Origin of the sequence: Paenibacillus donghaensis, from assembly GCF_002192415.1 — a bacterium.
Lineage (GTDB): Bacteria > Bacillota > Bacilli > Paenibacillales > Paenibacillaceae > Paenibacillus_AQ > Paenibacillus_AQ donghaensis.
The window spans coordinates 178,216-205,163 of the sequence record NZ_CP021780.1; the positions used below are offsets into that span (position 1 = coordinate 178,216).

Below are 26,948 nucleotides of genomic sequence, written 5' to 3' on the forward strand. Positions count from 1 at the left end.
ATCCGAAAGGAACTGACTGAAGAAGGAAGCGGTGAATTCCGTGTGGGGCTTCGGCAGGGCAGAATTCATCTCTGGCACAAGAGGAAAGTACAAATCACGTAAAGAGAGGTATATAAAAAAATGTTGGAGCAGTTACTGTCACGGGAAAATCTTCTACAAGCGTTAAAGCGTGTGGAAGCCAATAAAGGAAGCCATGGCGTAGATGGGATGTCCGTAAAATCCTTACGAGAACACATCGTACACAACTGGCAATCCTTACGGCAAGCGATAGAAGAAGGAACCTACCAACCTAGCCCCGTGCGTCGGGTCGAAATCCCGAAACCGAATGGCGGAGGTGTCAGGAAGTTAGGAATTCCTACCGTGACCGACCGAATGCTACAGCAAGCCATCGCCCAGGTGTTAACCCCATTGTTCGATCCACAGTTTTCCGAGCACAGTTATGGATTTCGCCCCAAAAGGCGGGGACATGATGCCGTAAGGGAAGCAAGAGGATTCATGAAAGAAGGATACCGATTTGTAGTCGACCTGGACTTGGAGAAATTCTTTGATCGCGTCAACCATGACCGTCTAATGCTGAAGATTTCGGAGAAAGTGAAGGACAAGAAAGTCCTTTTACTTATTCGTAAATACCTTCAATCGGGCGTGATGGAGAACGGGTTAGTTCAACCGACACTAGAAGGAGCACCGCAAGGGGGTCCTTTGAGTCCGTTATTATCTAACATTGTACTGGACGAGTTGGACAAGGAATTAGAGAAACGTGGACACCACTTCGTCCGCTATGCGGATGACTGTAATATCTACGTGAAAACGCCAAGAGCAGGCGAACGAGTCAAGACATCCGTCACCCGATTCATCGAGACAAGGCTAAAACTCAAGGTGAACCAAGGAAAGAGTGCAGTAGACCGACCCTGGAAACGGAAATTTCTTGGGTTTAGTTTTAGTGTGGACAAAGAGCCGAAGGTGAGAATAGCGAAGCAGTCCTTACAGAAAGCGAAGGTCAGAATTCGAGAGATCACGTCTCGAAAGAAACCGATGAAGATGGAAGAGCGAATCAAGGAACTAAACCAATACCTAATGGGATGGTGCGGGTACTTCTCGCTAGCGGATACACCAAGTGTTCTTCAAGACATGGATAAATGGGTACGAAGAAGGCTACGAATGTGCCTTTGGAAGCAATGGAAGAACCCGAGAACCAAAGTCAAAAGGCTACTATCCTTAGGCATGCCTAAGAATAAAGCCTATGAATGGGGAAATACCCGAAAAGGGTATTGGCGAATAGCAGGAAGTCCAATTTTGTCACGAGCATTGAATAACCAATACTGGGAATCCAATGGACTCAAGAGCTTATTGGACAGATACAACTCACTACGGAATATTTCATGAACCGCCGTATACCGAACGGTACGTACGGTGGTGGTGTGCTGTGAAAGTTGCGTCAGAGATGAGGAAGGCCCCTCGACGGGGATCGAGTCAGGCGAACCCGTCAAACAACCCTAAGCTGCTGCAATTAAGAGTTGTGGTAGTGAGCGTCTAGGGAAAAGGTTGCCACAAGCAATCATGTGGGATATGCAAAGATGAACGAAAGTGAACTGCCGATGAAGTATCGATAACGTAAAGCTTTGTCAAAACCTGTTGTTCACCACTAGACAGGGATAAGAGCAGAAGTAGACCTGAAGGCTGACTGCTCGGCAAACGGTATTAAGGCAGCATGAGTGCATATCAGGCTCTGATGTGAAACACAGGAACCTGCATCACGATAGTAAGTGAAAAGACACAAGTCACAGAAAGACGAGGTCGAAATAGCAAAGCGTGATGCAGGGGCGGAGGTACCCGTAATAGTAATGAAGTTGCTGTAATGGCAATGGAGCGAAGGGGTACCATCATTCAGCTCGAAGCAGAGAACAACTGTTGTAACAGGAGGATTCGATGAAAGAGGGCAAGCCATTTGACATTTCAAAGCAAGTTGTTATGACAGCATTTAAGAGAGTCAAAGCGAATAAGGGAAGCGCAGGGATTGACGGTCTGGACATAAAGGATTTTGAAAAAGACCTCAAAGGAAACTTGTATAAGATCTGGAACAGAATGAGTTCCGGAAGTTATTTCCCTCCACCGGTTAAATTGGTCGAGATTCCAAAGAAATCAGGTGGAACAAGAGGACTCGGCATTCCGACAGTCGGGGATAGAGTGGCCCAAATGGTAGTTAAAATGTATATAGAGCCGCGAGTAGAGGCTATATTCCATACAGACTCTTATGGATACCGTCCAAACAAGTCAGCTATCGATGCAATAGGTCAAGCGAGGAAAAGGTGCTGGAGAAATGATTATGTCTTAGAATTTGACATCAAAGGTCTATTTGACAATATCGATCATGAATTATTAATGCGTGCAGTGCGAAAGCACATAAGCGAATCATGGATACTGATGTATATCGAAAGATGGCTCAACGCACCGTTCATAAATTCAGAAGGTCAATGGATTGAACGCAAAAGCGGAACCCCTCAGGGTGGTGTCATCAGTCCTGTACTTGCGAATCTGTTTATGCATTACGCTTTTGACTTGTGGATGAAACGAACAAATCCAAATGCACCGTTTGAAAGATATGCAGATGATGCCATTATCCACTGCAGAACGCAAGCAGAAGCAGAAGAGATTCTGGAAAAACTCAAGAAACGACTAGAGGAATGCAAGCTTGAATTGCATCCAACGAAAACCAAGATTGTATACTGCAAGGATAAGGACAGAGTGAAGGAGTTTCCAGTCACCGATTTTGAGTTTTTGGGATATACCTTTCGGAGGGTGTTCATAAAAGACAGACTAGGGAGGTTGCAGTTCAACTTCCTACCATCGGTGAGTGTGAAATCAGCCAAAGCATTCAGAGACAAGATAAAAGCGATGCGAATTCATAGCTATACCGGTAGTAAAATTGAAATGATCGCTGAAATGCTATCTCCGATGGTCAGAGGTTGGCTTAACTACTTCACGAAATTCAATCCATCAGCAGTAAAGTATACCATTGACTGTCTAAATCGCAGATTGGTCAAATGGGCAATGTGTAAATACAAGAGGTTCAGGGGACATCGCAGTCGAGCGGAAAAATGGCTGAAAGAACTTGCAAAAAGAGAGCCCAATATGTTTCCACATTGGGCTCTCGGAATGAAACCATAACTGGCTGAATGATAAGAGCCGTATGAATCGAGAGGTTCACGTACGGTTCTGTGAGAGCCTGAAGGTGAAACTCCTTTGGGCTACTCGACTGAGAGGTCGGGGGCTAGCCGCCCCCTCCTACTCGATTATTCTTATTTGGTAAGCAGACACTAATGATACCAAATTGCCTTGTTGACGAAATGTTGACGGAACATATTGAAAGCGACGAGGAATTAGTTAATGACCCTTTAACATAATCGATTCTGAATCAGTGGTTGTAAGCGAGCTGATAAACGACTGACTAGAACCTTATACAGATTCGGTCGATGATGGTTGAGTTCGCTTTCATAATCTTCTCAATAAATTATTGAACATTGATGTGAATTTCTGCGGCAGTGCGGTAGGAACATTCAAAGGAATTCTATGCCAAAATCGATCAATAGCTCTGAACCAAGTATTGTGAGCAAGACCTTAGCTCTTTTTTTATGCTTATCGATTTTTTTGATAAACCGTTCCATTCCTTTTAAGGGTCCTGATTTTACAATAACTTTGGAGTCCTCGATGCAGACTTGGGAATACTCTATGGTGTCATTGCTTTGCATGAGATTGAGTACAATAAACATTTCTTCCATCGGTATCTCTTTAAAAAAGTAGGATTCGTCTAAAGTTTCTGCTTGCCCATCTATTAGAATGGTATCAAAAGACCTCATATTTCTATCTTTTAAATTGTTATAATTTAAAGTTTGATAGATAAGGGGGTTTTCCCTTAATTGATAATATGTAGAGAAATTCATTTTGGTTTCCACGAATATATAACCTGGGAATAAGGGCTTTACTACATCGTATTCCTGGCCTGCTTTTTTCTGGGGAACTTTACGTTTTGGAATAACGCTATATATTTGGCTCCTGTTGAATTTTGCTTCAATCCATTTTTTTATCTGTGATTCGCTGCCTGATTTAACGTATAAAACATACCAAGACATTTCTTTCGCCTCTCTCTTTGGGAGATATTAGCATTTTCTATGGATATACTAGCACTAATAAAATAAAAATTATGTCGAAGCGAGGATTTTGTATTAAAAAAAGTATTATTATGTATAAAAAATGAATTTACTCAAAGACTTTACAAAATAGATGGAGTGTTGTAATATATGTTTAGTGCTAAGTGAATCGAACAATAACTCAAGTGTACTTAATCGACGTTTTAGGCGCGTTGAGCAAGCTTGAGGTCCATACATGTCAGGTGATGAGACAAGACCATCCGATGCTTATTGTACCTCCCCGCAGGGGAGGTGCCGTAGGCATTTTTTTGTTCCTTTTTATAATGCTGAAGATGAGGAGAGTTGCTGGGGATCATGTTACAAGGCTGCAAGGAAATGATGATGGAGCATTTGATCTTGGGAGAAACGGCAGATGAAGATCAGGCGGTGTTGTATGTTTTTTATTTTTTCGATGAATTCCTGCTGCTCCCGGACAACTTGGCCCAATTACATCCCAAAGAATTGACCTACTATCAATCGCTCAAGTTTGCGCCGAGAATAAAGAGCTACCTGGCAGGCCGCTTTGCTGCCAAACAGGCTGCTTCGCGGTACCTGAAGGAGGATGAATTGAAGCGGATTTGCATTGAGCAGGGCGTTTTTATGCAGCCGGTTGTTTATTTGAGGCCCGTGCAGGTCAGCATCACGCATTGTGCAAATTTCGCGGCAGCCCTTGCATTTTCCGACAGACAGCTTATGGGGATAGATATTGAGCAGATAGCTGATGACAGGCTGGAAGCGCTGCAAAGTCAGATGACGGGCCGCGAATTATGTATCATTCAGTCGTTGCCGCATCCGTTTGTCCATATGCTCACCTTGTTCTGGTCGGCGAAAGAAGCGTTATCCAAAGTGCTGAAAACGGGGCTGACTGTCCCATTCAGCCTTTTTGCGTTGAAAGAAATTCAATTTGAGGAAGGCGTGTTCCGCAGTAGTTTTGAAAATTTTTATCAGTATGAAACATTTTCTTTCATTTGCAGTGCCTCTGTCTGTTCAATCACCTGCCCGAAAGGAACGGTTTTGAACCTCGCTGCTATTAGAAAGGGCATTGAAAGTTTATATGAATCTTACATGGAGGATGGTAGAAGCCTATGATTACTTATGTATTTCCGGGGCAGGGTGCCCAGAAAAAAGGAATGGGCGGCAGTTTATTTGACGAGTTCCACGAATTGACGAAGCAGGCTGATGAAGTATTAGGCTATTCTATCCGGGAGCTTTGTTTAAACGACCCGGAGGGAAAGCTGAATCAGACACAGTTTACCCAGCCCGCTTTATACACGGTCAATGCGCTGAGCTACCTCAAGAAGATTATTGATACGGGGCAAAAGCCTGATTTTGTGGCGGGTCACAGCTTGGGTGAATATAACGCTTTGTTTGCGTCAGGAGCCTTTGATTTCAAAACAGGCCTGGAGCTGGTCAAAAAAAGAGGGGAATTAATGAGCCGGGCAACCGGCGGAGGAATGGCTGCCGTTATTGGTCTGACTGAAGAGAAGATCAGGGAAACACTCCTGATGAATAGGCTGGACGGCATAAATGTTGCCAATCTGAATGCTCCCGTCCAAATTGTCATATCCGGAACCAAGGCCGATATTGAGCAGGCCCAGACGGTCTTTGAAAAGACAAACGGGGTCGAGATGTTCGTTCCCCTGAGAACGAGCGGAGCATTTCACTCCCGCTATATGCAGGAGGCGAAGCAGGAGTTTAAGGAGTTTCTTGCGCAATATCATTTTCTGGATATGAAAATTCCCGTCATCTCCAATGTACAGGCCCGGCCTTACACTGCTTCTGCATTGCGAGAAAATATGGTGGAGCAAATCACCCAACCGGTAAAGTGGACAGAGAGCATACGCTATTTAATGGGCAAAGGTCACATGACGTTCGAGGAAATCGGCGTGGGCAAGGTGCTGACAGGCCTTATAACGCGTATTCAGGCGGAGGCAGAGCCGCTGATTGTTAACGAAGAGGAGCGGCTGTCAAAACCAGGGGAACGGGAATCCGCTGCACAAGCGGGAGGAACGGCCAAGGAAGAAAGTGCAAAGGCCAAGTCTAGCGTAGCCGTTTTGGAGTGTGAAGCACAGGCTCCTGTGGAAAAGCAGGTCCATATGGCCGCGGTTCTGGGCGACACGGCGTTTAAACAGGATTACAACTTAACTTATGCATACATGTCAGGTGCGATGTACCGGGGGATTGCCTCGAAGGAAATGGTTATACGGATGGGTAAAGCAGGAATGCTTGGTGTATTTGGTACAGGAGGCTTGAGCATCGCAGACGTTGAAGCGGCGGTTACCGACATTCAGAAGGAGCTGGGTCAAGGGCAAGCTTACGGCTTTAATTTTCTCTACTCGCCATCCGATTCCCGCAAAGAAGAACAGCTGGCAGAGCTTTTTATTGCACGCGGTGTCAAGGTGATTGAAGCTTCGGCTTATCTGAGCATTACTCCGGCCTTAGTCAGATATCGCGCAAAGGGTCTAAGACAGGATGAACGCGGCGTATTGTCCGCAACCAATAAAATCATTGCCAAAGTCTCCCGCCCAGAGGTCGCGGAAGTCTTTCTGAGTCCTGCTCCGGAACGGATCGTAGCGAAATTGCTGGCAGAGCAGCTGATTACAAATCAGGAAGCCCAGCGGCTCAGCAAAGTGCCGATGGCTGATGACCTGACCGTCGAAGCGGATTCGGGGGGGCATACGGACGGGGGAGTGGCCTACGCCTTAATGCCGGCTATGCGGAAATTACGGGATGAGATGATGGTTAAGTACCGGTATCCGAAGCGGATACGGGTGGGGGCAGCCGGCGGCATCGGAACGCTTGAAGCGGCTGCAGCAGCTTTTATTATGGGAGCTGACTATATTGTAACGGGATCGATTAACCAGTGTACGGTGGAAGCGGCTACAAGTGACACAGTGAAAGACATGCTTCAGCAGATCAACGTCCAGGATACAGAATATGCTCCTGCAGGCGATATGTTTGAGCTGGGTGCGAAAATTCAAGTGCTCCGCAGAGGGGTGTTTTTTCCGTCAAGAGCCAATAAGCTGTACGATTTGTACAGGATGCATGCTTCCCTGGAGGACATTGATGAGAAGACGAAGCTGCAAATTCAGGATAAATATTTTAAGCGGAGCTTTGAGCAGGTCCTTGCCGAGATAAAGGCCTACTACTCTCCGCAGGAATGGGAACAGGCTTTGAATAATCCAAAGCAGAAAATGGCCATGTTGTTCAAATGGTATTTTACCTATTCCAGCCGTTTAGCTTTGCAGGGCAGCGAGGAATCCAAGGTGGATTACCAGGTACATTGCGGACCTGCATTGGGCGCCTTAAATCAGGAGTTAAAAGGTACGGCGCTCGAAAGCTGGAGAAACCGTCATGTGGATGAACTCGCGCTGTTATTGTTAGACGGGGCGGCACAGCGTCTAAAGGAGCAATTGAACGCCATTTTGAGTGTTGATGAACTGCGTACTGACATGTGAAGGAGAGAGCACAATGAGCGAAGAACAAGCGGTGAAACGGATTCTGATTTCAGCTACTTTTACAGCGAACCCGGTGTTAAAAACGTTGGACTCCTGGCAAAAGAAGCTTCAGCTGTCATACACTTCAGAAGTGCTTGCATACAATCAGGTGTTTCAGGAATGGCTTCATGCCGAAAGCGCGCTGCGCAGCAATCAGGCGGGCCTGAATGTTGTTATGCTCCGGTGGGAGGACTGGCTGCCTTATCAAGATGAAACTGCCGTTGACTATGCCTCAATGAAGCCGGAAAATGAGCAGTTTCAAAAAATGAGAGAAACTTTGGCGGCTACCGCAGCCGATGCTGTACAAGCATTGCGTGCTTTCGCTACCGGTTCCTCCTGCCAGACCCTGCTGATGATCTGCCCGTCCTCTCAGGCTTACGAATCGCAAGCGCATTGGCGTTCCTGCTTCGCAGAGCTGGAACAGCAGCTTCAGGATCAGGCTGACCAATCGGAGCTGATCCATATCATCAGGGCGCAAGCTTATCATGACTCGTACCGGATTGAAGTCATCGATGACCCGGCCCGCAATAAACTGGGGCACATTCCTTTTGTAGACAAGTATTATGATTTTCTGGGGACATTACTGGTTCGTTATTATTATTCTCTGCAAAGTAAACCGTACAAAGTTATCGTGGCGGATTGTGACCACACATTATGGTCGGGCGTCTGCGGCGAATCGGCCTTTCAGAAGCTTGCGGTTCAAGGTGCGACATTGGAATTGCAGCATTTTCTTGTCCGGCAAAAGGAGCAGGGGATGCTGCTTTGTCTATGCAGTAAAAACAACGAAGAGGATGTTTGGCATGTGTTCGACAACCGTCGGGATTTTCCGCTGAAGCGGTTGGATCTGACGGATTCCCGCATAAATTGGCAGCTTAAATCCGATAATCTCCGGTCGCTGGCCGAGTCGCTTAATGTGGGCTTGGACAGTTTTATTTTTATTGACGACAATCCGGTTGAATGTGCAGAGGTTCAGGCCCGCTGTCCTGAGGTGCTTACCCTGCAGTGGCCTGCGGAGGAGGAGGAAAGATTAGAGCTGCTCCGGCATACCTGGGCGTTTGACCATTTTAATGTGACAGCGGAAGATGCCAGAAGAACTGTGATGACGCAGCAAAATCTGCAGCGTAAATCATTGCTTGAGGAGTCGGCGGATTTCCAGACTTTTCTTCAAAAGCTGGATCTTAGAGTTGATATTGTTGATATGGAAAATAAACACTTGTCCCGGGTATCCCAGCTGACAAAGCGGACAAACCAGTTCAACTTCACGACGATCCGCCGCAGTCAAAAGGAGATCCAGCTGCTGCTCGATAAAGAGGGCTATACATGCAAAGTTGTGCATGTGCGTGACCGCTTTGGCGATTACGGCCTGGTTGGTATGATTCTTTACAAGCTTGAGGAAGACAGCCTGAAGGTGGATACCTTTATCTTGAGCTGCCGCGTATTGGGACGGGGAGTAGAGCATCAGATTATGCGGACATTGGGTGAGCTGGCGCTTGAAAAGGGCCTTTCTTATGTCGATGTCCGGTATGTAGAGACCAACAAGAATAAACCGGTGAGTGATTTTATAGCTTTTGTTCTGAAAGCAATCCCGGAGCAGTCGCAAGTTAACCAGCCGGAGTCAGGAGCAGAGTACCGGCTTGGCGCAGCGTCTTTGAAAAAAATAACATTAGATCTGCGTAAGGAGGATTCCCGTTCCTTGGATCAACCGGCATCTCCCGTTCCTCCGCTGCAAGCCACATATCCTTATATTCTGGAGGAAATCAAAGAATTGGTTGGCAGCATTCTTTCGGTTGAGGCCGGAAGCATCGATGCTAACATCGGTTTGGAAAATTACATGAACGATTCGTTTAAAGTTGTGGAATTGACGGCTGCACTGCAGAACCGCTACCCCAATGTATCGGCTACTTTTTTGTATGAGTATTCATCATTGGCTGAAATTGCCGGCGCCTTGAGCAGTGCGGAGGAACAGCCTGCGGCCGCCTCAGAAGGAACTGAAAAAGAAGATGTGCGCGTATCGGCAGATGATTTACATAATTTTAAAGATAATAGCGGGAACTCGGAACATACCGGGGATGAACCCTATGAAGTGGCCATTGTCGGAATTAACGGACGCTTTCCGCAGGCAGACAGTATGGCTGAATTCTGGGAGAATTTATTAAAAGGTGTGCCTTGCATTACGGAAATTCCTCCGGACCGTTGGAATACGGATCTGTATTATGATCCCAACGGTGAATCCGCGGACAAGAGCCACAGCAAATGGGGAGGGTTCATCCAGAATGTGGACAGCTTCGACCATGCCTTTTTTGGCATTTCACCGAGGGAAGCGGAGTGTATGGACCCGCAGCAGCGAATTTTTCTGGAAGTCGTGTGGGGATTACTGGAAGATGCCTGCTACACAAGAAAAAGCCTGGATGCGAATACCGGCGTATTCGTCGGTGTAATTTCTAATGATTACAGCCTGTACGCAAGTGAAGCTGCCTTGCATGGTTTCAGCGCATACCGGGGAGCCGAATTATATCAAATTCCTAACCGGGTATCCTATTTCATGAATTTCATCGGCCCTAGTATGGCGGTAGATACGGCTTGTTCGTCATCCGGCACGGCAATACACCTTGCATACGAAAGTATGCGCAGAGGAGAATGCCGCAGTGCCATCGTCGGCGGGGTCAATTTATTTTTGCATCCGGGTCGTTACATTCAATATTCGCAGATGCAAATGCTGTCCAGAGACAAGGAATGCTGTCCGTTTGGGGCAAATGCGGCAGGGACGATTTTTGGCGAGGGCATTGGCGCTTTGCTGCTGAAGCCTTTGCAGCAAGCTCAATTAGATCAGGACCGGATCTATGCTGTAATCAAAGGAACAGCCGTGAATTCAGGCGGCAAGACGAATGGGTTCACTGTTCCCAATCCTAATGCCCAGGCGGAGCTGATTGCTGCCGCGCTTAACAATGCCTGCATACCCGCATCCACCGTTAGCTATATCGAGGCGCACGGTACGGGGACACCGCTCGGAGATCCGATTGAAGTGCGGGGGCTAACCAAGGCATTCGAGCAGTGTAAAGCGGATCATGAGGCTTCCGTTGCTTCAGGTTCTTGCGCGCTGGGGTCCGTAAAATCGAATATCGGTCATCTGGAGTCCGGGGCTGCAATCGCAGGAATCATAAAGATTCTGCTGCAAATGAAGCATAAGACCATAGTACCATCGCTGAATTCATCACTTCTTAATCCATTGATTCCGTTTGCCTCCTCGCCCTTTTATGTACCCCAGAAGGCCGAGGAGTGGCGGCGGCCGGTATGGATGGACGCGAACGGTATATCGCGTCCGGCACCGCGCCGGGCAGGAATCAGCTCGTTCGGAGCAGGCGGGTCCAATGCTCATATTATTCTTGAGGAATATGAGCATACAGAGGTGTTATTAACTAAAGAACAGCGTGTTCCCATTGTAGTCCTGTCAGCCAAAAACGAGATAGCGCTGCAAATGATGGCCGAAAGGCTGAGAGCTTTTATTGAGAACGAAGGGCTTCAGGAAGCGGAATTAGCTGCTTTGGCGTACAGCTTGCAGGTAGGCCGGGAACAGTTCAAATATCGTGCGGCATTCATTTTCGATTCTTTGCAGGAGCTTTGCAATCAACTGGAGGATTTTGCCGAAGGACGCACCGGCTCCGGTAAAATCGTTACCGGCGTTGTGCAGAGTTCACTTTCCGGACAGCTTCTTTTTGGCGAAAGGGAAGCAGATCAGGCCTTTCTGCAGAGTCTGCTTAAGGACAGGGAATACGCCCGGATAGCGATGTTATGGGTGATGGGGGCCGACATCTATTGGCCATGTCTGTACATGCATCGGCGTCCGCAGCGGATGAGCTTACCCGGATATCCGTTTGCCAAAACGCGCCACTGGCTTCCTGCACAGCATGAGCTTGTCAAAGGAGGGCATACAGCAACGCTGCTGCAGCCTCTGCTGCACCGCATCGATTCCCGGAAGACAGCCAAATTGGGAACGGGGCTCGTCTTTGAAACGACTCTGGTTCCGTGGCATTCCCTTATTCAAAGTTCCTCTATGAGCGGCAAGCCCGTGCTTCCGGCAGCGGCTTATATAGAAATGGTTCGTGCAGCGATGGATGAGGCCGCAGGGGCTGCTGATATTGTCATTGAGAACATCGATTTGTTGGAACCGCTTACCGTTGAAGTGCAGACCCGGGTGTATCTCTCACTGAGCGCTGTGGATGAACACCAATATGTGTTCTGCATCCAGTCAGACGGAGAAGACCCTAAGCTTTACAGCAAGGGGACTGTGCGTGCGGACGAGGGCAGGGCGGCATTTTTCGACATCTCAGCAATTGTAGAGGACCGGTTATCCCAGGTAGACCCGGAAACGTTCTATTCAGCGTGTGCGAAATCTGAAGTTCATCTTGATGAGATGCAGCGCCAAGTGACCCGGTTGTGGGACAACGGCAGGGATCTGCTGGCGGAGCTGCGCATGAAAGAGAGCGAGTTAGGAAGAGGGTACGGCATTCACCCGGCTATGCTGGAATGCGCTTTACAGCTGCAGGCCTATTGTTCGGAAGAAAACGATGAGATCGCAGGCATGAAAGAGGTTCGAATAGCCGGAAAAACGCCGGCTGCCGCATATGCCTATATACAGCGTGACGAGCATGGGGGCAGGAAACAGGCTTCCTTACTGAACCCGGCCGGTGAAGTCATTGTTCACATCGGCCAGTTGCTTACGCGCAGACAGAAGAAGGCGTGGGACGAGCTGATGTATGTGCCGGTGTGGGAAGAGCTGGAACGGCTGCCTGTCCGGAAGGATATCCCGCAAACGGTGCTGATTGTCGATTCTGAATCCTCGGCTTCGCTCAGCGAAACTTTGAATGAATATTATTCAAACAAATTTCCAAAGCCGCAGATGATCCATATCCGGTTAAGTGAGCTTACGGAGCAGTTGCAGGACCGTGAGAATAGCTGGTCGTGCGGCATTCATGATATTAACGGATTTGAGGTATGCCTGAGGCAATATGCCTCCATTGATTGCTTGTATTCCCTGTCGGACTGCCGGTCTTATGCAGCGACGGTTGACATAGAAGATTTGATACAAAGCCAGTCGGCCAATGAGGTTCAGCTGCTGAGGCTTATCAAAGCCCTCCGGCAAAAAGAGACGGACGGAAAGCGCATTGCTACTTTTATCATTACTCAGGACAACTGCCGGATCACGGATTCAGCGATTAACCCTTACGGCGGCGGAGTTACAGGGCTTACGTATTCTATTGCACACGGAGACTACCGTTTTTCGGTAAGAAATATTGATATTTCTGCTGAGGATCTTGCAACAGAGGAAAAGCGAAGCACCTTGCTGGAAAATATCGTTAATGAGGAAGCTTCTGACCGCGGAGACGTTGTAAAGCTCCATTCAGGGCGCAGATATAAACAAAGCTTCATCAAGCTGGATACAGAACGGTTCAAACAAACGCAAGGACTGCAAAAGAACGGCGTCTACGTCATTTTAGGAGGAAGCGGCTTAGTCGGCGGTATAATGACCAGGTATCTGATGCAGAATTATCAGGCCAAAGTGGTGTGGATCGGACGTTCTCCCGAATCGTCACCTGCGGTACAAGAAAAACTGGATTCATTCGCAGCGCTGGGTGAGCCTCCGCTTTATGTACAGGCTGACGCAACGAGTCTGGAACAATTGCAGCAAGCGGTAGCCCGGATTAAAAGGCATTATCCGAACATTAACGGAGCTATCTTCTCCGGAATTGTAATTTCATTTGAAAATTCGGTTGCCCAAACAACCGAACGTGAATTTAAGGACATCTTAGATGTCAAATCACAAGGAAGCATTCATTTTTATAAAGCCTTCGAGCGGGAAAAGCTGGATTTCTTATGCTATTTTTCGTCGGGGCAAGCCTTCTCCTTCTCAGGAGCGGCAACCTTATCGGCCTATGCATCAGGGATTACCTTTGCGGATACCTTTGTCAGGTACATGCGGCCGAAGGCAGCTTTTCCTATCGGCATCATCAACTGGGGATTCTGGATGCCGGCAGAGCTTAACCCTTCACTCAGCAAAAATATCGGATTTATTGAGCCGTTTGAAGGCTTCAGCTGCTTTGAACAATTCACGGCGATGCTGCGGATGGACACAGTCCGGCAAGTCATCTGCTTAAAAGCTACGGAGCCTGTGCTTGAATTAATGAAATGCAAAGAGTCGGAGACTGTTTCGGCACTGGAGAGATACTCCAGACCGGAAGTAGGGACGCTGTGGAATCAAGAGATTGTAATGGAAGATCAATTGCCGGAGTTATATGCGATTAATGATCAGGAAGAGCTTCAATTGTGGATGGTAAAGCTGTTGTATGTGCAGATGCAGGAAATGGGCTTTTTTAACCGTAAAGGGATTCGGATAGAGACACAGGCGCTCCGTAAAGTCACGGGCACTCTGGATAAATTTGACCGCATGGTTGACGAATGCCTGGGCTTGCTGGAGGCAAAAGGTTTTATCCGGCGCGAGGGGAATGCGGTAATTGCCACGGAACAGCCTCAGCTCCGCGATGGAGCTGGTGTATGGAGCATGTGGGAGACGGCAAAGGATGTTTATTTACGTGATGCAAACTGGCAGACAAAAGTACGGCTGGTAGATGCCTGCTTACGGAAGCTGCCGGATATTCTGCGGGGTACGGTGATGGCCACAGACGTGTTATTTCCGGAATCCTCCATGAAGATGCTGGAAGGCGTCTATAAAGGGAATGCCTTGTCAGATTATTTCAATAATGTGGTAGCTAATATAATCGTGGAATACGTGCGCCGGCGTGTTCAGACCGATCCTTTGACAAAGGTGAAAATTATTGAGGTAGGGGCGGGAACGGGAGGCACCAGCGCCATGGTGTTTGCCAAGCTGAAGCCTTACAGTGAATACGTAGAGTACTGTTATACGGATATTTCCAAAGCGTTTTTGTTGTTTGCAAAGGAGAAGTACGGCCCTGATAATCCATATATTCAATTTAAATTAAACAATATCGAGAAGCCGCTGGCAGATCAAAATATTAAAGCCGGAAGCTACGATATCGCGATTGCAACAAATTGCCTGCATGCGACCAAAAATATGAACCGCACCATGCGTAATATGAAGGCAGTTCTGAAAGCCGGCGGATTATTACTGTTAAATGAAGACACGGATAAGATGATTTTTACAACACTGACATTCGGTCTTTTGGACGGCTGGTGGTTGTACGAAGATGAGCATTTGCGTATACCGGGTGCTCCGCTCTTGTATCCAGAAACCTGGAAGGCTGTTCTAGAGGAGGAAGGCTTTTGTGATGTTGGATTTCCTGCTAGCGCAGCCCGCGGTTTAGGCCAGCAGATCATTGCAGCAGAGAGCAATGGCGTAATACGCCAGCCAATAACCGGCAAAACGCTGTCTCCGCAAAATGAGAGTGCCTCATCCCAAGAGAAAAAGGGTTCAGCGGACCCTTCTATAAAAATGAAGCAGCAGCTAACGGCGGCAGGTGAGCGTAAATTAAAAGCAGAGGCCGTAACGTCGGCAGCCGGAAGCGCAGGCGAAAGTCTTGAGTCCTACGTGAAGAGTGTGATTCTTGACAAGCTATCAAAATCGCTGAAAGTAACAGTGGACAGTATCGATACCGCGGCAGCCTTTTCTGATTACGGGGTGGATTCCATAATCGGGATTATGTTTGTAAAACAGACCGGTGAGGGGCTTGGAATTCAATTAAACAGCGCAATTCTGTTTGATTATCCGACAGTAGACCGGTTAAGCCGGTTTATCATCAAGAACTACAAAGACCAGCTGCAGGCAAATGTGAAGTTGCCGGTAAAGCCTGCTGCACTGTCCAGCCCGAATCCTGATGATTTTCTGGATTTGCTGAAAGAACAATTTTTTGCAGATGATATTTCTATCGATTCGTTAATCCAAAAGATCCGACAATAAACGTGTTGAGAGGTTACCTATGAACCCTATTAATTTTCAAACCGTTGTTGAAAAGTTGCGGAATAAAGAGATGAGCGAGCAGGAAGCTAAACAGCTGTTGAATCAGTTAAAGCACAGTAATAACGAACCGCCGGAGAGTCCGGATGCGAAAGAGGAAGAGGCCGCCGCGGTGCCTTCTGTGCATGAGTACAGGACGAAACCGGCTGATATCGCAGTGATCGGGATGTCCGGACAATTTCCTGACGCAGCCAGTGTTGATGAATTCTGGAGCAATCTGATTCAAGGGCATGATGCGGTGCGGGAGCTTCCCGCTCATTACTTGAAGCAAAACCCCCTGATCAAGGACTATAAATGGGGCGGAATTTTGGAAGAACGGGATTGTTTCGATCCATTATTTTTTAATATATCTCCGCGGGAGGCAGAGTCGATGAATCCCCATCAGCGCCTGGTTCTCCAAGAAAGCTGGAAAGCGCTGGAGGATGCCGGATATAATCCGAAATCTCTGGCAGGCGGGCAGGTAGGCATCTTCATCGGAGCTGAGCCTACGGGCTATCTCCATGAGTCCTTTACAGGATACTCCGATGCCCTTGTCGCTTCGCGGTTATCCTACTATCTGGATCTGAAAGGGCCGGCCCTTGTCGTCAACACCGGCTGTTCTTCTTCAGCGGCCGCCCTACATCTGGCATGTGACAGCTTGCGCAGCGGGGAATCGGCCATTGCCCTTGCCGGAGGGGCGGCAACGCTGCTGGATCAGACGATTCTGACCAGGCTGGCCGAGATTGGCATGCTGTCCCAGACGGGAAAATGCCATACGTTTGATGAGGCGAGCGACGGTACGGTCATTTCAGAAGGCCTGGGTATTGTCGTTCTGAAAAGCCTGCGGGACGCTGTGGCCGACGGTGATCCTATTTACGGGGTAATTACAGGCTCGGGTATGAACCAGGATGGAGCCAGCAATGGCATTACAGCCCCCAACGGGGTTGCACAGGAACAATTGATAAAAAGCGTGTACGAGCAATATAACATAGATCCTGAATCCGTTACTTATGTGGAAGCGCACGGTACCGGCACCCAGCTTGGTGATCCGATTGAAACGAATGCATTGATTCGGGCGTTCAAACATTTTACGGATAAAGAATCCTACTGCGCTGTGGGGAGTGCAAAATCCTTTATCGGACACACTGGAGCGGCTGCAGGAGTCATTGGTCTTATCAAAACCCTGCTGTCACTGAAGCACCGGCGGATACCCGGTTTAATAAATTTTAAGACCCTCAATCCTTATATTGATTTGCAGGCTTCGGCTTTCTATGTGAATGCGTCAGGCATGAGATGGCAGCCGGCCGCAGGCAAGCTTTTGACAGCAGCAATAAATTCTTTTGGACACAGCGGGACGAACGTTCATCTCGTTGTTCAGGAGTATGAGCCTGCTCCTTCCCGCACGGCGGATCATTCTGCGGCTGGCGGTCTCTGCCTCATTCCGCTGTCGGCCAAAACGAAGGAACGGTTGCTCGCTTATGCAGACAAGTTCCTCCAATACCTGAAGGAGCAGAGCATTGGACTGCCGGCGGCAGCAATCCCGACTGCCGGTCTGGAGCGGGGGATACGCCGTTTGCTCTCGGAGATTCTGCTTGTACAGGAGAACGAGCTGGAGGATGATTTACAGGAATGTGGCCTGGACCCGCTTCATTTCAAGCTGCTGGAGCAAAAGCTGCACGGTGAGCTGGGTATTGAAATACCGCTGCAGATACTGAGCGAGATCAATTCAATTAGCGCAATTGCCGCTTATTCAGCAGGGGCGCAGGCTCCGAAGATGCAAGAGCATCTTTTGGGGGAAGAGGAGGCAAGCCCGGGGCTTCAGCTAAAGAATGTGGCCTATACCCTGCAGACCGGACGGGAAGCGATGGAGGAACGGGTTGTTTTTCTTGTCCAAGATGTAGCTGGTCTGATCTCGTGCTTGGAAGCGTTTATTCAAGGTAAAGAGGAACCGGAGCGGATCTGGCTGGGGCAAGCGGGGAAGGAGAGCACAGCTGCTCACGTAAATGATCTGGCAGAGCAGTGGATAGAAAAGGGGAATTTGCCGCAATTGGCCGAGGCATGGGTCAAGGGGGCGGATATAAGCTGGGAGCTTCTTTATAAAGATGGGATTCCCGGAAAAATGAATCTCCCTACTTATCCGTTCGCAAAGGAGCGTTACTGGAAACCGCAGGAGAGCCCTGAGACTTATCCGGCAGGGACAGCTCAAGCGCCGGCCCTTATTCATCCTTTGCTGCATACCAATACCTCAGACTTGAATGAGCAAAGGTATACTTCGACTTTTACAGGGAACGAGTTCTTCCTTACTGATCATATGATTCAAGGCCAACGGGTTCTGCCCGGTGTGGCCTATTTGGAGATGGCGCGGGCTGCGGTCAGCATGGCGGCAGGGGATCTGAACCCTGAACATGACACTATTTATTTGAAAAATATGGTCTGGGCCCGGCCGATTACTGTCAGCGGGAAGCCTGTGCAGGTGCATATTGGACTTTACCCGGAGAATGACAGGGAGATAGCTTATGAAATTTACAGCCACGAAAGCCTTACGGCAGCAACAGCCGATGAACAGATTGTTCACAGCCAGGGCAGTGTGTCAGTGGTTCAACGGCTGGAAGCTCCGCATGTGAACCGATCTGAATTAATGGATGCCTGTGCACTGGATATGATATCTGCGCATGAATGCTACAGGGCATATGAAGCCATGGGAATTAATTATGGCCCCGGGCATCAGGCGGTTGAATCAATCCGGGTGGGCAAAGATCAGGCACTGGCGAGGCTGGTTTTGCCGGGGGAAATTGCGGGTACCCAAACACAATATCAGCTTCATCCGAGCCTGATGGACGCGGCTTTGCAAGCCACTTTAGGCTTACGGGTCCGTCCGGGGGAATCCGGAACGAAACTTCCTACCGCGCTGCCGTTTGCTATGGAGGCGATGGAGATATACGGAGAATGTCCATCGTCTGTATGGGCATGGGTACGTTACAGTGAAGACAAGCAAACTAGCAAACTGCAAAAAATGGATATTGATCTATTTGATGATCATGGCAAGGTTTGTGTGAGGTTGAAAGGCTTCTCCATTAGACTGCTCGAAGGAGAAGAATTAATATCTGCCTGTGAAACGTTGTTGTTCGAGCCCGTCTGGGAGGAGCAGGCTGTGCTGCCGGAAGCGCAGGCTGCGGCTTATGCTGAGAAGTGGGTCATCTTTTGTGACAGCTCCGGCAGTCTTATGCGGACTCCAATTGAAGCCCAGTTAAGCGGAGCACAGTGTATATGGCTTCAGTCAGATGCCGGCCATCCCGGAGGATGTTTCCAGCAGATTGCGATTGGAGCATTCGAGCACATCCAGCGTATCTTGCTGAGTAAACCAAAAGGAAGCGTTCTGGTGCAGATTGTAGCGGTTCAGCAAGAGGATCAAGGCTTGCTGGGCGCTTTAGCCGGTCTGCTCAAAACTGCGAAGCTTGAAAATCCGAATTTGATAGGCCAGCTGATCATGTTTGATGCCGGCGATCGTCTGGATGCAGTTGCTGATATCATTAAGGCAAATAGCTTGGGCCAGCCGGAACAGCACATCATGTACAAGGCCGGAAGACGCTACGTGGCTGGCTGGAGTGAGCTGGAAGCTCCGGGATATACAGTTGAAAGTACACCCTGGAAAGACGGCGGGGTTTATTTGATCACAGGAGGAGCAGGCGGATTAGGCTTGCTATTCGCAGAGGAAATAGCACGCAAGTGTAACTGTGCTACAGTTATTCTGACAGGACGGTCGCAGCTTGCTGATCATAAATGGAACAGGATCAAGGAAATAGAGTCACTTGGCTCTACTGTTATTTACAAACAAGTTGATGTGTCCGACCGGGAAGCCGTTGAAGCATTGATGTCCGAGATTCAGCGGGACTACGGAAATTTAAACGGGATTATGCACAGTGCCGGGACGATTCGGGACAACTATATCATCAAAAAGAAACAGGCTGAAATCTTGGAAGTAATGGCTCCCAAGGTGTCCGGCCTTGTAAATCTGGATATGGCAAGCCAGGATGTGACTTTGGATTTCTTCATCAGTTTTTCGTCGGGATCGGGTGCGCTTGGCAACGCCGGCCAGGCTGATTATGCCCTGGCAAATGCATTTATGGATGCCTATGCAAAGCTGCGCAACAGCATGGCAGCGGCCGGGCTGCGGCAAGGAAGGACATTATCCGTGAACTGGCCGTTGTGGAGAGACGGCGGAATGCGCGTAGATGCCGCAGTGGAGCATCATATGAAGCAGCAGCAGGGAATGGCTGCCATGCATACAGATGAGGGCATACGCGCCTTGTACCTCGCGCTGGCATCCGGTAAGGATCAGGTCATGGTTATTGCCGGTGAACGGCAGCGTATCCTTGATTATGTCTATAACAGCCAGCCTGCAGCAGAGGTTAAAAGGAACGCTGCAACCGGCAAGGACGATCCGGTTAGCTCTGCGGGCAGAAATGACGCCAGCCTAATGATTAGCGATGACCGCCTGCAGGAGCTGGCTGTTCAATACATCCGGCAGCTGCTGTCAACCGTGATCCGCCTGCCGGCAAGCCGGATCGAAGCCGATGCTTCTTTAGACAAGTATGGAATTGATTCCATTATGGTGATGAAGCTGACGAATGAGCTGGAGCAGAGCTTCGGTTCTTTGCCGAAAACATTATTTTTTGAATATCAAACGATAACCGCAGTAACCGGCTATTTCCTGGAATTCTACCGGGATCAGTTGATAGATCTGTTAGGTGTCTCACAGGATTCAACAAGCGCTGAACTGCTTCCGGCCAGACAGGCTGAAGGCGGTGAAGAGCCTGCAGCGCCAGAAGCGAACTGGACCGGGCGTAGACGGTCCCGGTTTAATTCCCGGCAAAGCGAAAGCAATCAGGAGCATCACAGCGAGGCTCTGGATATTGCCATTATCGGCGTTTCAGGCCGTTACCCGGGAGCCGGCAGCCTCGGAGAATATTGGACTAATTTACAAGAGGGTAAAAATTCCATCACGGAGATTCCAAAGGACCGCTGGGATTATCGTCTTTATTATGATGAGGATAAGGATGCACCAGGGAAAACATACAGCCGCTGGGGCGGTTTTATAGACGGTGCGGATCAGTTTGATCCTTTGTTCTTCCACATTTCCCCGCGTGAAGCCGAGCTGATGGACCCGCAGGAGCGGTTATTCCTGGAATGTGTATATGAAGCAATCGAGGATGCCGGGTACACGCGTCAGACGCTGGGGCAGAAGCATCAGGGATTTGGTCTGGACGGGAATGTCGGCGTTTACGTTGGAGTTATGTATGAGGAATATCAGCTATATGGAGCGGAACAATCCTTGCTTGGCAATCCGGTATCACTGGGAGCCAGCCCTTCATCGATTGCGAACCGCATTTCATACTGGTGCAATTTTCACGGGCCCAGCATGGCTGTGGACACAATGTGCTCCTCTTCGCTGACGGCAATTCACCTGGCTTGTCAAAGCCTGCAGCGAAGCGGCTGCGAATTGGCTATAGCAGGCGGCGTCAATCTAAATCTGCATCCGAATAAATATCTGATGCTGGCACAAGGCAAATTTGCTTCGAGCAAGGGGCTTTGCGAGAGCTTTGGTGACGGAGGGGACGGCTATGTTCCCGGGGAAGGTGTAGGGGCTGTTTTGCTTAAGCCCTTATCCAAAGCGATTGCTGACGGGGATAACATTTACGGTATTGTTAAGGGCAGCTCCATAAATCATGGCGGTAAAACCAACGGGTTTACGGTGCCCAATCCGACTGCCCAGGCTGCACTGATCAGACAAGCTTATCATTTTGCCGGAATTGATCCGAGAACGGTCAGTTATATGGAAGCTCATGGAACGGGAACGGCATTGGGCGACCCGATTGAGATTGCCGGATTGACGAAGGCTTTCGGACATTCTACACAGGACCGGCAGTTCTGTGCTATCGGTTCAGTGAAGTCCAATATCGGACATTGCGAAAGTGCGGCAGGCATTGCCGGATTGACGAAAATATTGCTTCAAATGAAGTATGGCCAGCTGGTTCCGTCCTTGCACGCAAAAACGCTGAATCCAAATATTGATTTCAGTGCAACGCCGTTCACCGTGCAACAAGAACTGACGGAGTGGAAGCGCCCCCGGATTCAAATCAGCGGCGGGATGAGGGAATATCCGCGGCGGGCGGGATTATCCTCCTTCGGTGCAGGAGGTTCGAACGCGCATCTGGTCATTGAGGAGTATCGCAGTCCGGATACGGCCAATGTCCTATCGGCCACGCCTCAACGTCCGGCAATTATTCTGTTATCAGCCCAGAATGAGGAGCTCCTGCTGGCTCAAGCAGAGCGGCTTCTGGCTGTGATCCGCAAGCAGCAGATCACGGAAACTGAATTAATGAATCTGGCCTACACGCTGCAAGTCGGCCGGGAAGCGATGGAGAAGCGGCTGGGCTTTCTGGTGAGCTCATTGAGTGAACTGGAAGGAAATCTGCACAGCGTCGTTCAGCGGCAGGACCGGGGGATGCAGGTGTTTCACGGCCAGGTGAAACGAAATCAGGATTCGCTGGCTGTTTTTGCAGCGGATGAGGATATGGCTCAAACCATTGAAGCCTGGATTGATAAGGGGAAATATGCCAAGCTGCTGGACCTTTGGGTAAAGGGATTGGTATTTGATTGGAACAAACTGTATGGCAAGCATCAGCTGTGCAGGATCAGCTTGCCGGCCTATCCTTTTGCCAGGGAGCGTTATTGGTTCCCGCAGAAACCCTCTGTTGAGACAAAAGGTTCCGCGGCCGGCTCAGTTATGCATCCGCTGGTGCATCGTAATACATCGGATTTCGCAGGCCAGCGTTTTAGTTCAACGTTTACCGGCCAGGAATTTTTCCTGCGTGACCACGCAGTGCATGGCAAGCAGGTTTTGCCGGGCGTGGCACACTTGGAAATGGTTAGAGAGGCCGTTAGTATAGCAGCAGAATCCCTTGAAGAGCAGCACTTTAACGTCCGGCTGAAGAATATTGCCTGGATTCGGCCGGTTATTGCCAGCAATCAGCCGCTGCACATTCATACGGAGCTCATGCTGGAGGAAAGCGGCAATGTAACATTTCAGATAACCGGCGAAGCAGCTGCAAAGGGTGAAGAACCTGTTGTGTACAGCCAGGGAACCGCAGTATTGCGTTCGGCCCAGGATATGCCTGTACTGGATGTCAACAGGCTGAAGGCAGAATGCAGCGAGCATGTGGTTGAAGCCGGGTCAGTCTATGCGTTATTGGAGCAGATGGGCCTTGCTTATGGAGGAACGCAGCGGGGAATTCAGACATTATATATAGGTGCGGATCAGGTGCTGGCAAAGCTGTCGCTGCCTCCGGCTGTCCGGAGTACATTAACTGATTATGTAATGCATCCGGCTATTGCCGATGCAGCTCTTCAAGCCTGCTGCGGACTCCGGCTGGGTTCTGAGGATAAGGAGCCGCTGCTGCCTTTTGCCTTGGAAGAGTTAGACTGCTGGGGACCCTGTGAAGCCGAAATGTGGGCATATATTTGCCGCAGTCCAGGCAGTGCGGAGACAGCTCCGGTGCAGAAGCTGGATATTGAGGTGTCCGATAACAAAGGAAATGTCGTTCTGCGGCTGAGAGGCTTCTCCTCCAGGGCTGCCGGAGCGGAGGCCGGGGGTGCAGGATCGGCAGTTCAACGCGAGTTCCCTCTGGATGAAGAAGGTGTGCTGCTGTTAACCCCTTCCTGGAAGGAGGCGCCTGCTGCTTTGACAGCAACTGCCCCTGTATTTACGGAGCACAGCGTGCTGCTCTGCGGTCTGGGTCCGGTCACATCGCAAGCAGTCGAAAGGGAGCTCGGCAGTGCTGTACGCTGTTCAGCGTTGCAGATCGGGGGAGAAGGCGCCGATGATCGTTATGAAGCGTTCGTAATTCAGGTATTCCAAGAGGTTCAGCAAATTTTGAACAGGAAACCCAAAGGCAGAGTGCTGGTACAAGTTATTGCCCCTTACGATAGAGAAAACCAGCTGTACCGGGGAATTTCAGGTCTGTTCAAAACGGCAGCGCTGGAAAATCCTCATTTTCATGGTCAAATGCTGGAGGTAGGCGCCGATGAGGACGCTCCGGGCATCGCGCGGAAAATCAGGGAAAATGCTTGCAGTCCGCTGGATCAGGAAATCAGATACCAGGCCGCTAAACGGTATATAACGGAGTGGAGAGAAGCTGCTCCGATAATTGAAGATTCCCGCCTAACGTTGCCCTGGAAAGACGGCGGTGTCTATTTAATCACAGGCGGAGCAAGCGGCCTGGGAGCTATTTTTGCGTCTGAAATTGCTGCTAAGACTCAAGAGGTTACTTTAATTCTGACGGGCAGATCGGCATTAAGTGCGGAGAAGCTTGCCGGGCTGAAGTCGGGGCTGGCAGCGGGCACAAAGCTGGTCTACAGACAAGCAGATGTGTCAGACAAGCGGCAGACAGAGGAGCTTATCACAAGCATAAGGCAGGAATTTGGCGCATTGAACGGGATCATTCATAGTGCGGGAATCGTCAAGGATGCCTTTATTCTCAAAAAGAAGGAAGCAGATGTGCTGGAAGTACTTGCGCCCAAAGTGAGGGGTGTCCTGAATCTGGATGAAGCGAACGCCGAAGCGGCACTTGATTTCTTTATTATATTCTCTTCAGGATCAGGTGCTGCCGGTAATATCGGTCAAGCGGATTATGCGGCGGCTAACGCATTTATGGACAGGTATGCCAACTACCGCAACTCACTGGCTGCAGCCGGTAAGCGGTCCGGAAGAACATTGTCAGTCAATTGGACCTTGTGGAAAGAGGGCGGCATGCGGGTCGGCAGGGATACCGAGCAGCGGCTGCAGCAGACGACAGGTATGGTGCCTTTGCAGACGCATTTGGGCCTGAAGGCTTTGTATCAGGCTCTGGCCAGTGACTATGATCAGGTGCTGGTAGCTGAAGGAAATGTGAAAAAGCTGCGCGACACATACACCGGCAGCCTGCAAAAACAGGCTCAGGGAGAGGAAAAGCAGCCCGCTGAGGAGCTAAGTCCGCAAGGCGGACAAGCGGGTTCCACTGCCAAACGGCAAATGCTGCACGATAAAACCATTGCTTGGTTCAAGGAGCTGTTGTCTTCAATTATCAAGCTTCCGGCCAACCGGATTCAGGCGGACGCACCGCTTGATGAATACGGCATCGATTCAGTGATGGTCATGCAAATGACGAACCGGCTGGAAAAGCATTTCGGTTCTCTGTCGAAAACGCTGCTGTTCGAATACCAAAGCATTCATGAACTAGCGGCTTATTTTATGGAAATGCATCAAGCACAGCTCAATCTGTTGCTAGGAGTCGGCAATGAGGAGCAGGCGGCTGCAAACCGTAATTCTGCAACAGGAAATGTAAATGAAACTATTGGTGCTGTTAGCAAGACGGTTAGACGGCGTGCACACGCAGCTTTGCGTGTAGAGAAAAAACCGCAATCCTCCGGGGAGGATATTGCAATTGTGGGCATTTCGGGCCGCTATCCGGGTGCTCAGAATATTGAAGCTTATTGGGAGAATTTACGTGACGGTAAAGATTGCATCACTGAAATTCCAGCGGACCGCTGGGACTTCAGCCGATACTACGATGCGGACAAGACTAAAGCGGGCAAGACAAACAGCAAGTGGGGCGGGTTCCTGGAGGGAGTAGACCGGTTCGATCCCCTGTTCTTCCATATATCCCCCCGTGAAGCCGAGCTGATGGACCCGCAGGAGCGTTTGTTTCTGGAATGTGCCTACGAAACATTAGAAGACGCAGGTTATACCCGGGAGATGCTTGGCTCGAAGCAAGATCAAGGCGCAGCGCCTAATGTCGGGGTATTTGTCGGTGTAATGTATGAGGAGTACCAGCTCTATGGTGCGGCGGCACAAAGTCAAGGAAGGCCTATTGCCTTACACGGGAATCCTTCATCGATTGCCAATCGCGTATCCTATTTCGGCAACTTCCATGGTCCTAGCATGGCTGTCGATACAATGTGCTCTTCATCGCTTACCGCGATTCATCTGGCTTGTCAAAGCATCCGGCAGGGCAGCTGTGAGCTTGCGATTGCAGGCGGGGTCAATGTATCGATTCACCCGAACAAATATTTACTGTTGGGACAGGGGAATTTTGCCTCCAGCAAAGGGCGGTGCGAGAGCTTCGGAGAGAGCGGGGACGGCTACGTACCTAGTGAAGGAGTAGGCGCAGTTCTGTTGAAGCCTTTGTCCCGGGCAATCGCGGACGGAGACCAGATTTATGGGATTGTTAAAGGGACGGCCATTAACCATGGCGGAAAAACAAACGGCTACACGGTTCCGAATCCGAGAGCGCAGACACAAGTAATTGAGCAGGCGTTTAAGGAATCGGGCATTGATCCCAGAACGGTTACCTATATGGAGGCCCATGGAACAGGCACCTCCTTAGGCGATCCGATTGAAATTACCGGCTTGACCAAGGCGTTCAGCGTGCATACAGATGACAAGCAATTCTGTGCACTTGGCTCCGTTAAATCGAATATCGGCCATTGTGAAAGTGCAGCAGGGATTGCCGGATTAACCAAAATTCTGCTGCAAATGAAGTATCGCAAGCTGGTTCCGTCTCTGCATGCGGAGACTTTGAATCCCAATATCGATTTTCAATCTACACCGTTTGTTGTTCAGCGGGTGCTGGATGACTGGCATCAGCCTGAATTAGTGATTGATGGAGTAACCCGGACATATCCGAGACGAGCGGGAATCTCTTCCTTTGGCGCCGGAGGCTCCAATGCCCACATCCTCATTGAAGAATTTATTGAGGAAAAGCAGGCTCCCGTTCCGCTCCGGTCCCATCATCCTGCTGTTATCGTGCTTTCTGCTGTAAATAAAGAACGGTTGTATGAGCAGGCCAAAAGATTACGGGCTGCTATTCAGATGCGTCCGCTGACAGATGCTGATCTGGCCAATGCAGCCTATACGCTGCAAGTAGGCCGGGAAGCCATGGAGGTAAGGCTTGCCCTGCTGGCAGATTCTATGAAGGAGCTTGAGCAGAAGCTTGGCGATTTCATAGACAATGAGGATGGAGCAGCTGATGTATATCAGGGTCAGGTCCGCAGCCCAAAAGATCAGTTGGCTTTATTCGAAGCGGATGAAGATTTACAGCTGGCGATGGAAACGTGGCTGGAGAAGGGCAAGTACGCCAAGCTGCTGAATCTTTGGGTTCACGGTGTACCTTTTGACTGGAACAAGCTGTACAGTGATCTTAAACCTCGGCGGATCAGCCTGCCGACCTATGCTTTTGCGCGTGAGCGTTACTGGTTGCCGGA

Annotated in this window: 6 protein-coding genes and 1 pseudogene; 6 read left to right on the forward strand and 1 reads right to left on the reverse strand. The window is 49.5% G+C overall.

Annotation, left to right across the window (positions count from 1 at the left end):
- Positions 1 to 120 precede the first annotated feature (120 nt).
- On the forward strand, positions 121 to 1,383 hold the full coding sequence (ltrA, locus tag B9T62_RS00790) for a group II intron reverse transcriptase/maturase (RefSeq protein WP_087913531.1): 1,263 nt from the start codon (positions 121 to 123) through the stop codon (positions 1,381 to 1,383).
- 543 nt (positions 1,384 to 1,926) lie between these two features.
- The gene (ltrA, locus tag B9T62_RS00795; protein WP_087913485.1) at positions 1,927 to 3,165 is read left to right on the forward strand and encodes a group II intron reverse transcriptase/maturase; all 1,239 of its coding nucleotides are present in this window, start codon (positions 1,927 to 1,929) and stop codon (positions 3,163 to 3,165) included.
- 389 nt (positions 3,166 to 3,554) lie between these two features.
- On the opposite strand, the gene loaP is transcribed toward ltrA (B9T62_RS00795), so the two are convergent.
- Entirely contained in the window at positions 3,555 to 4,127 is a 573-nt protein-coding gene (loaP, locus tag B9T62_RS00800) for an antiterminator LoaP (RefSeq protein WP_087913532.1), read from the reverse strand.
- Between the two features lie 372 nt (positions 4,128 to 4,499).
- Here loaP and B9T62_RS00805 point away from each other — a divergent pair, with 372 nt between their 5' ends.
- From B9T62_RS00805 to B9T62_RS40130, 4 genes and pseudogenes are all read left to right on the forward strand, one after another.
- Entirely contained in the window at positions 4,500 to 5,273 is a 774-nt protein-coding gene (locus B9T62_RS00805; protein ID WP_087913533.1) for a 4'-phosphopantetheinyl transferase family protein, read from the forward strand.
- Positions 5,270 to 7,642 (forward strand): ACP S-malonyltransferase, encoded by a 2,373-nt coding sequence (fabD, locus tag B9T62_RS00810; protein ID WP_087913534.1) that lies wholly within the window; start codon positions 5,270 to 5,272, stop codon positions 7,640 to 7,642. Before B9T62_RS00805 ends, fabD begins: the two co-directional genes overlap by 4 nt.
- Before the next feature lie 13 nt (positions 7,643 to 7,655).
- A complete protein-coding gene (locus B9T62_RS00815; RefSeq protein WP_169834304.1) occupies positions 7,656 to 15,611 on the forward strand; it encodes an HAD-IIIC family phosphatase in 7,956 nt (2,651 codons plus the stop codon).
- Positions 15,612 to 15,630: 19 nt separating this feature from the next.
- A pseudogene (locus B9T62_RS40130) lies at positions 15,631 to 26,943 on the forward strand (SDR family NAD(P)-dependent oxidoreductase); the annotation flags it as partial.
- Positions 26,944 to 26,948 lie beyond the last annotated feature (5 nt).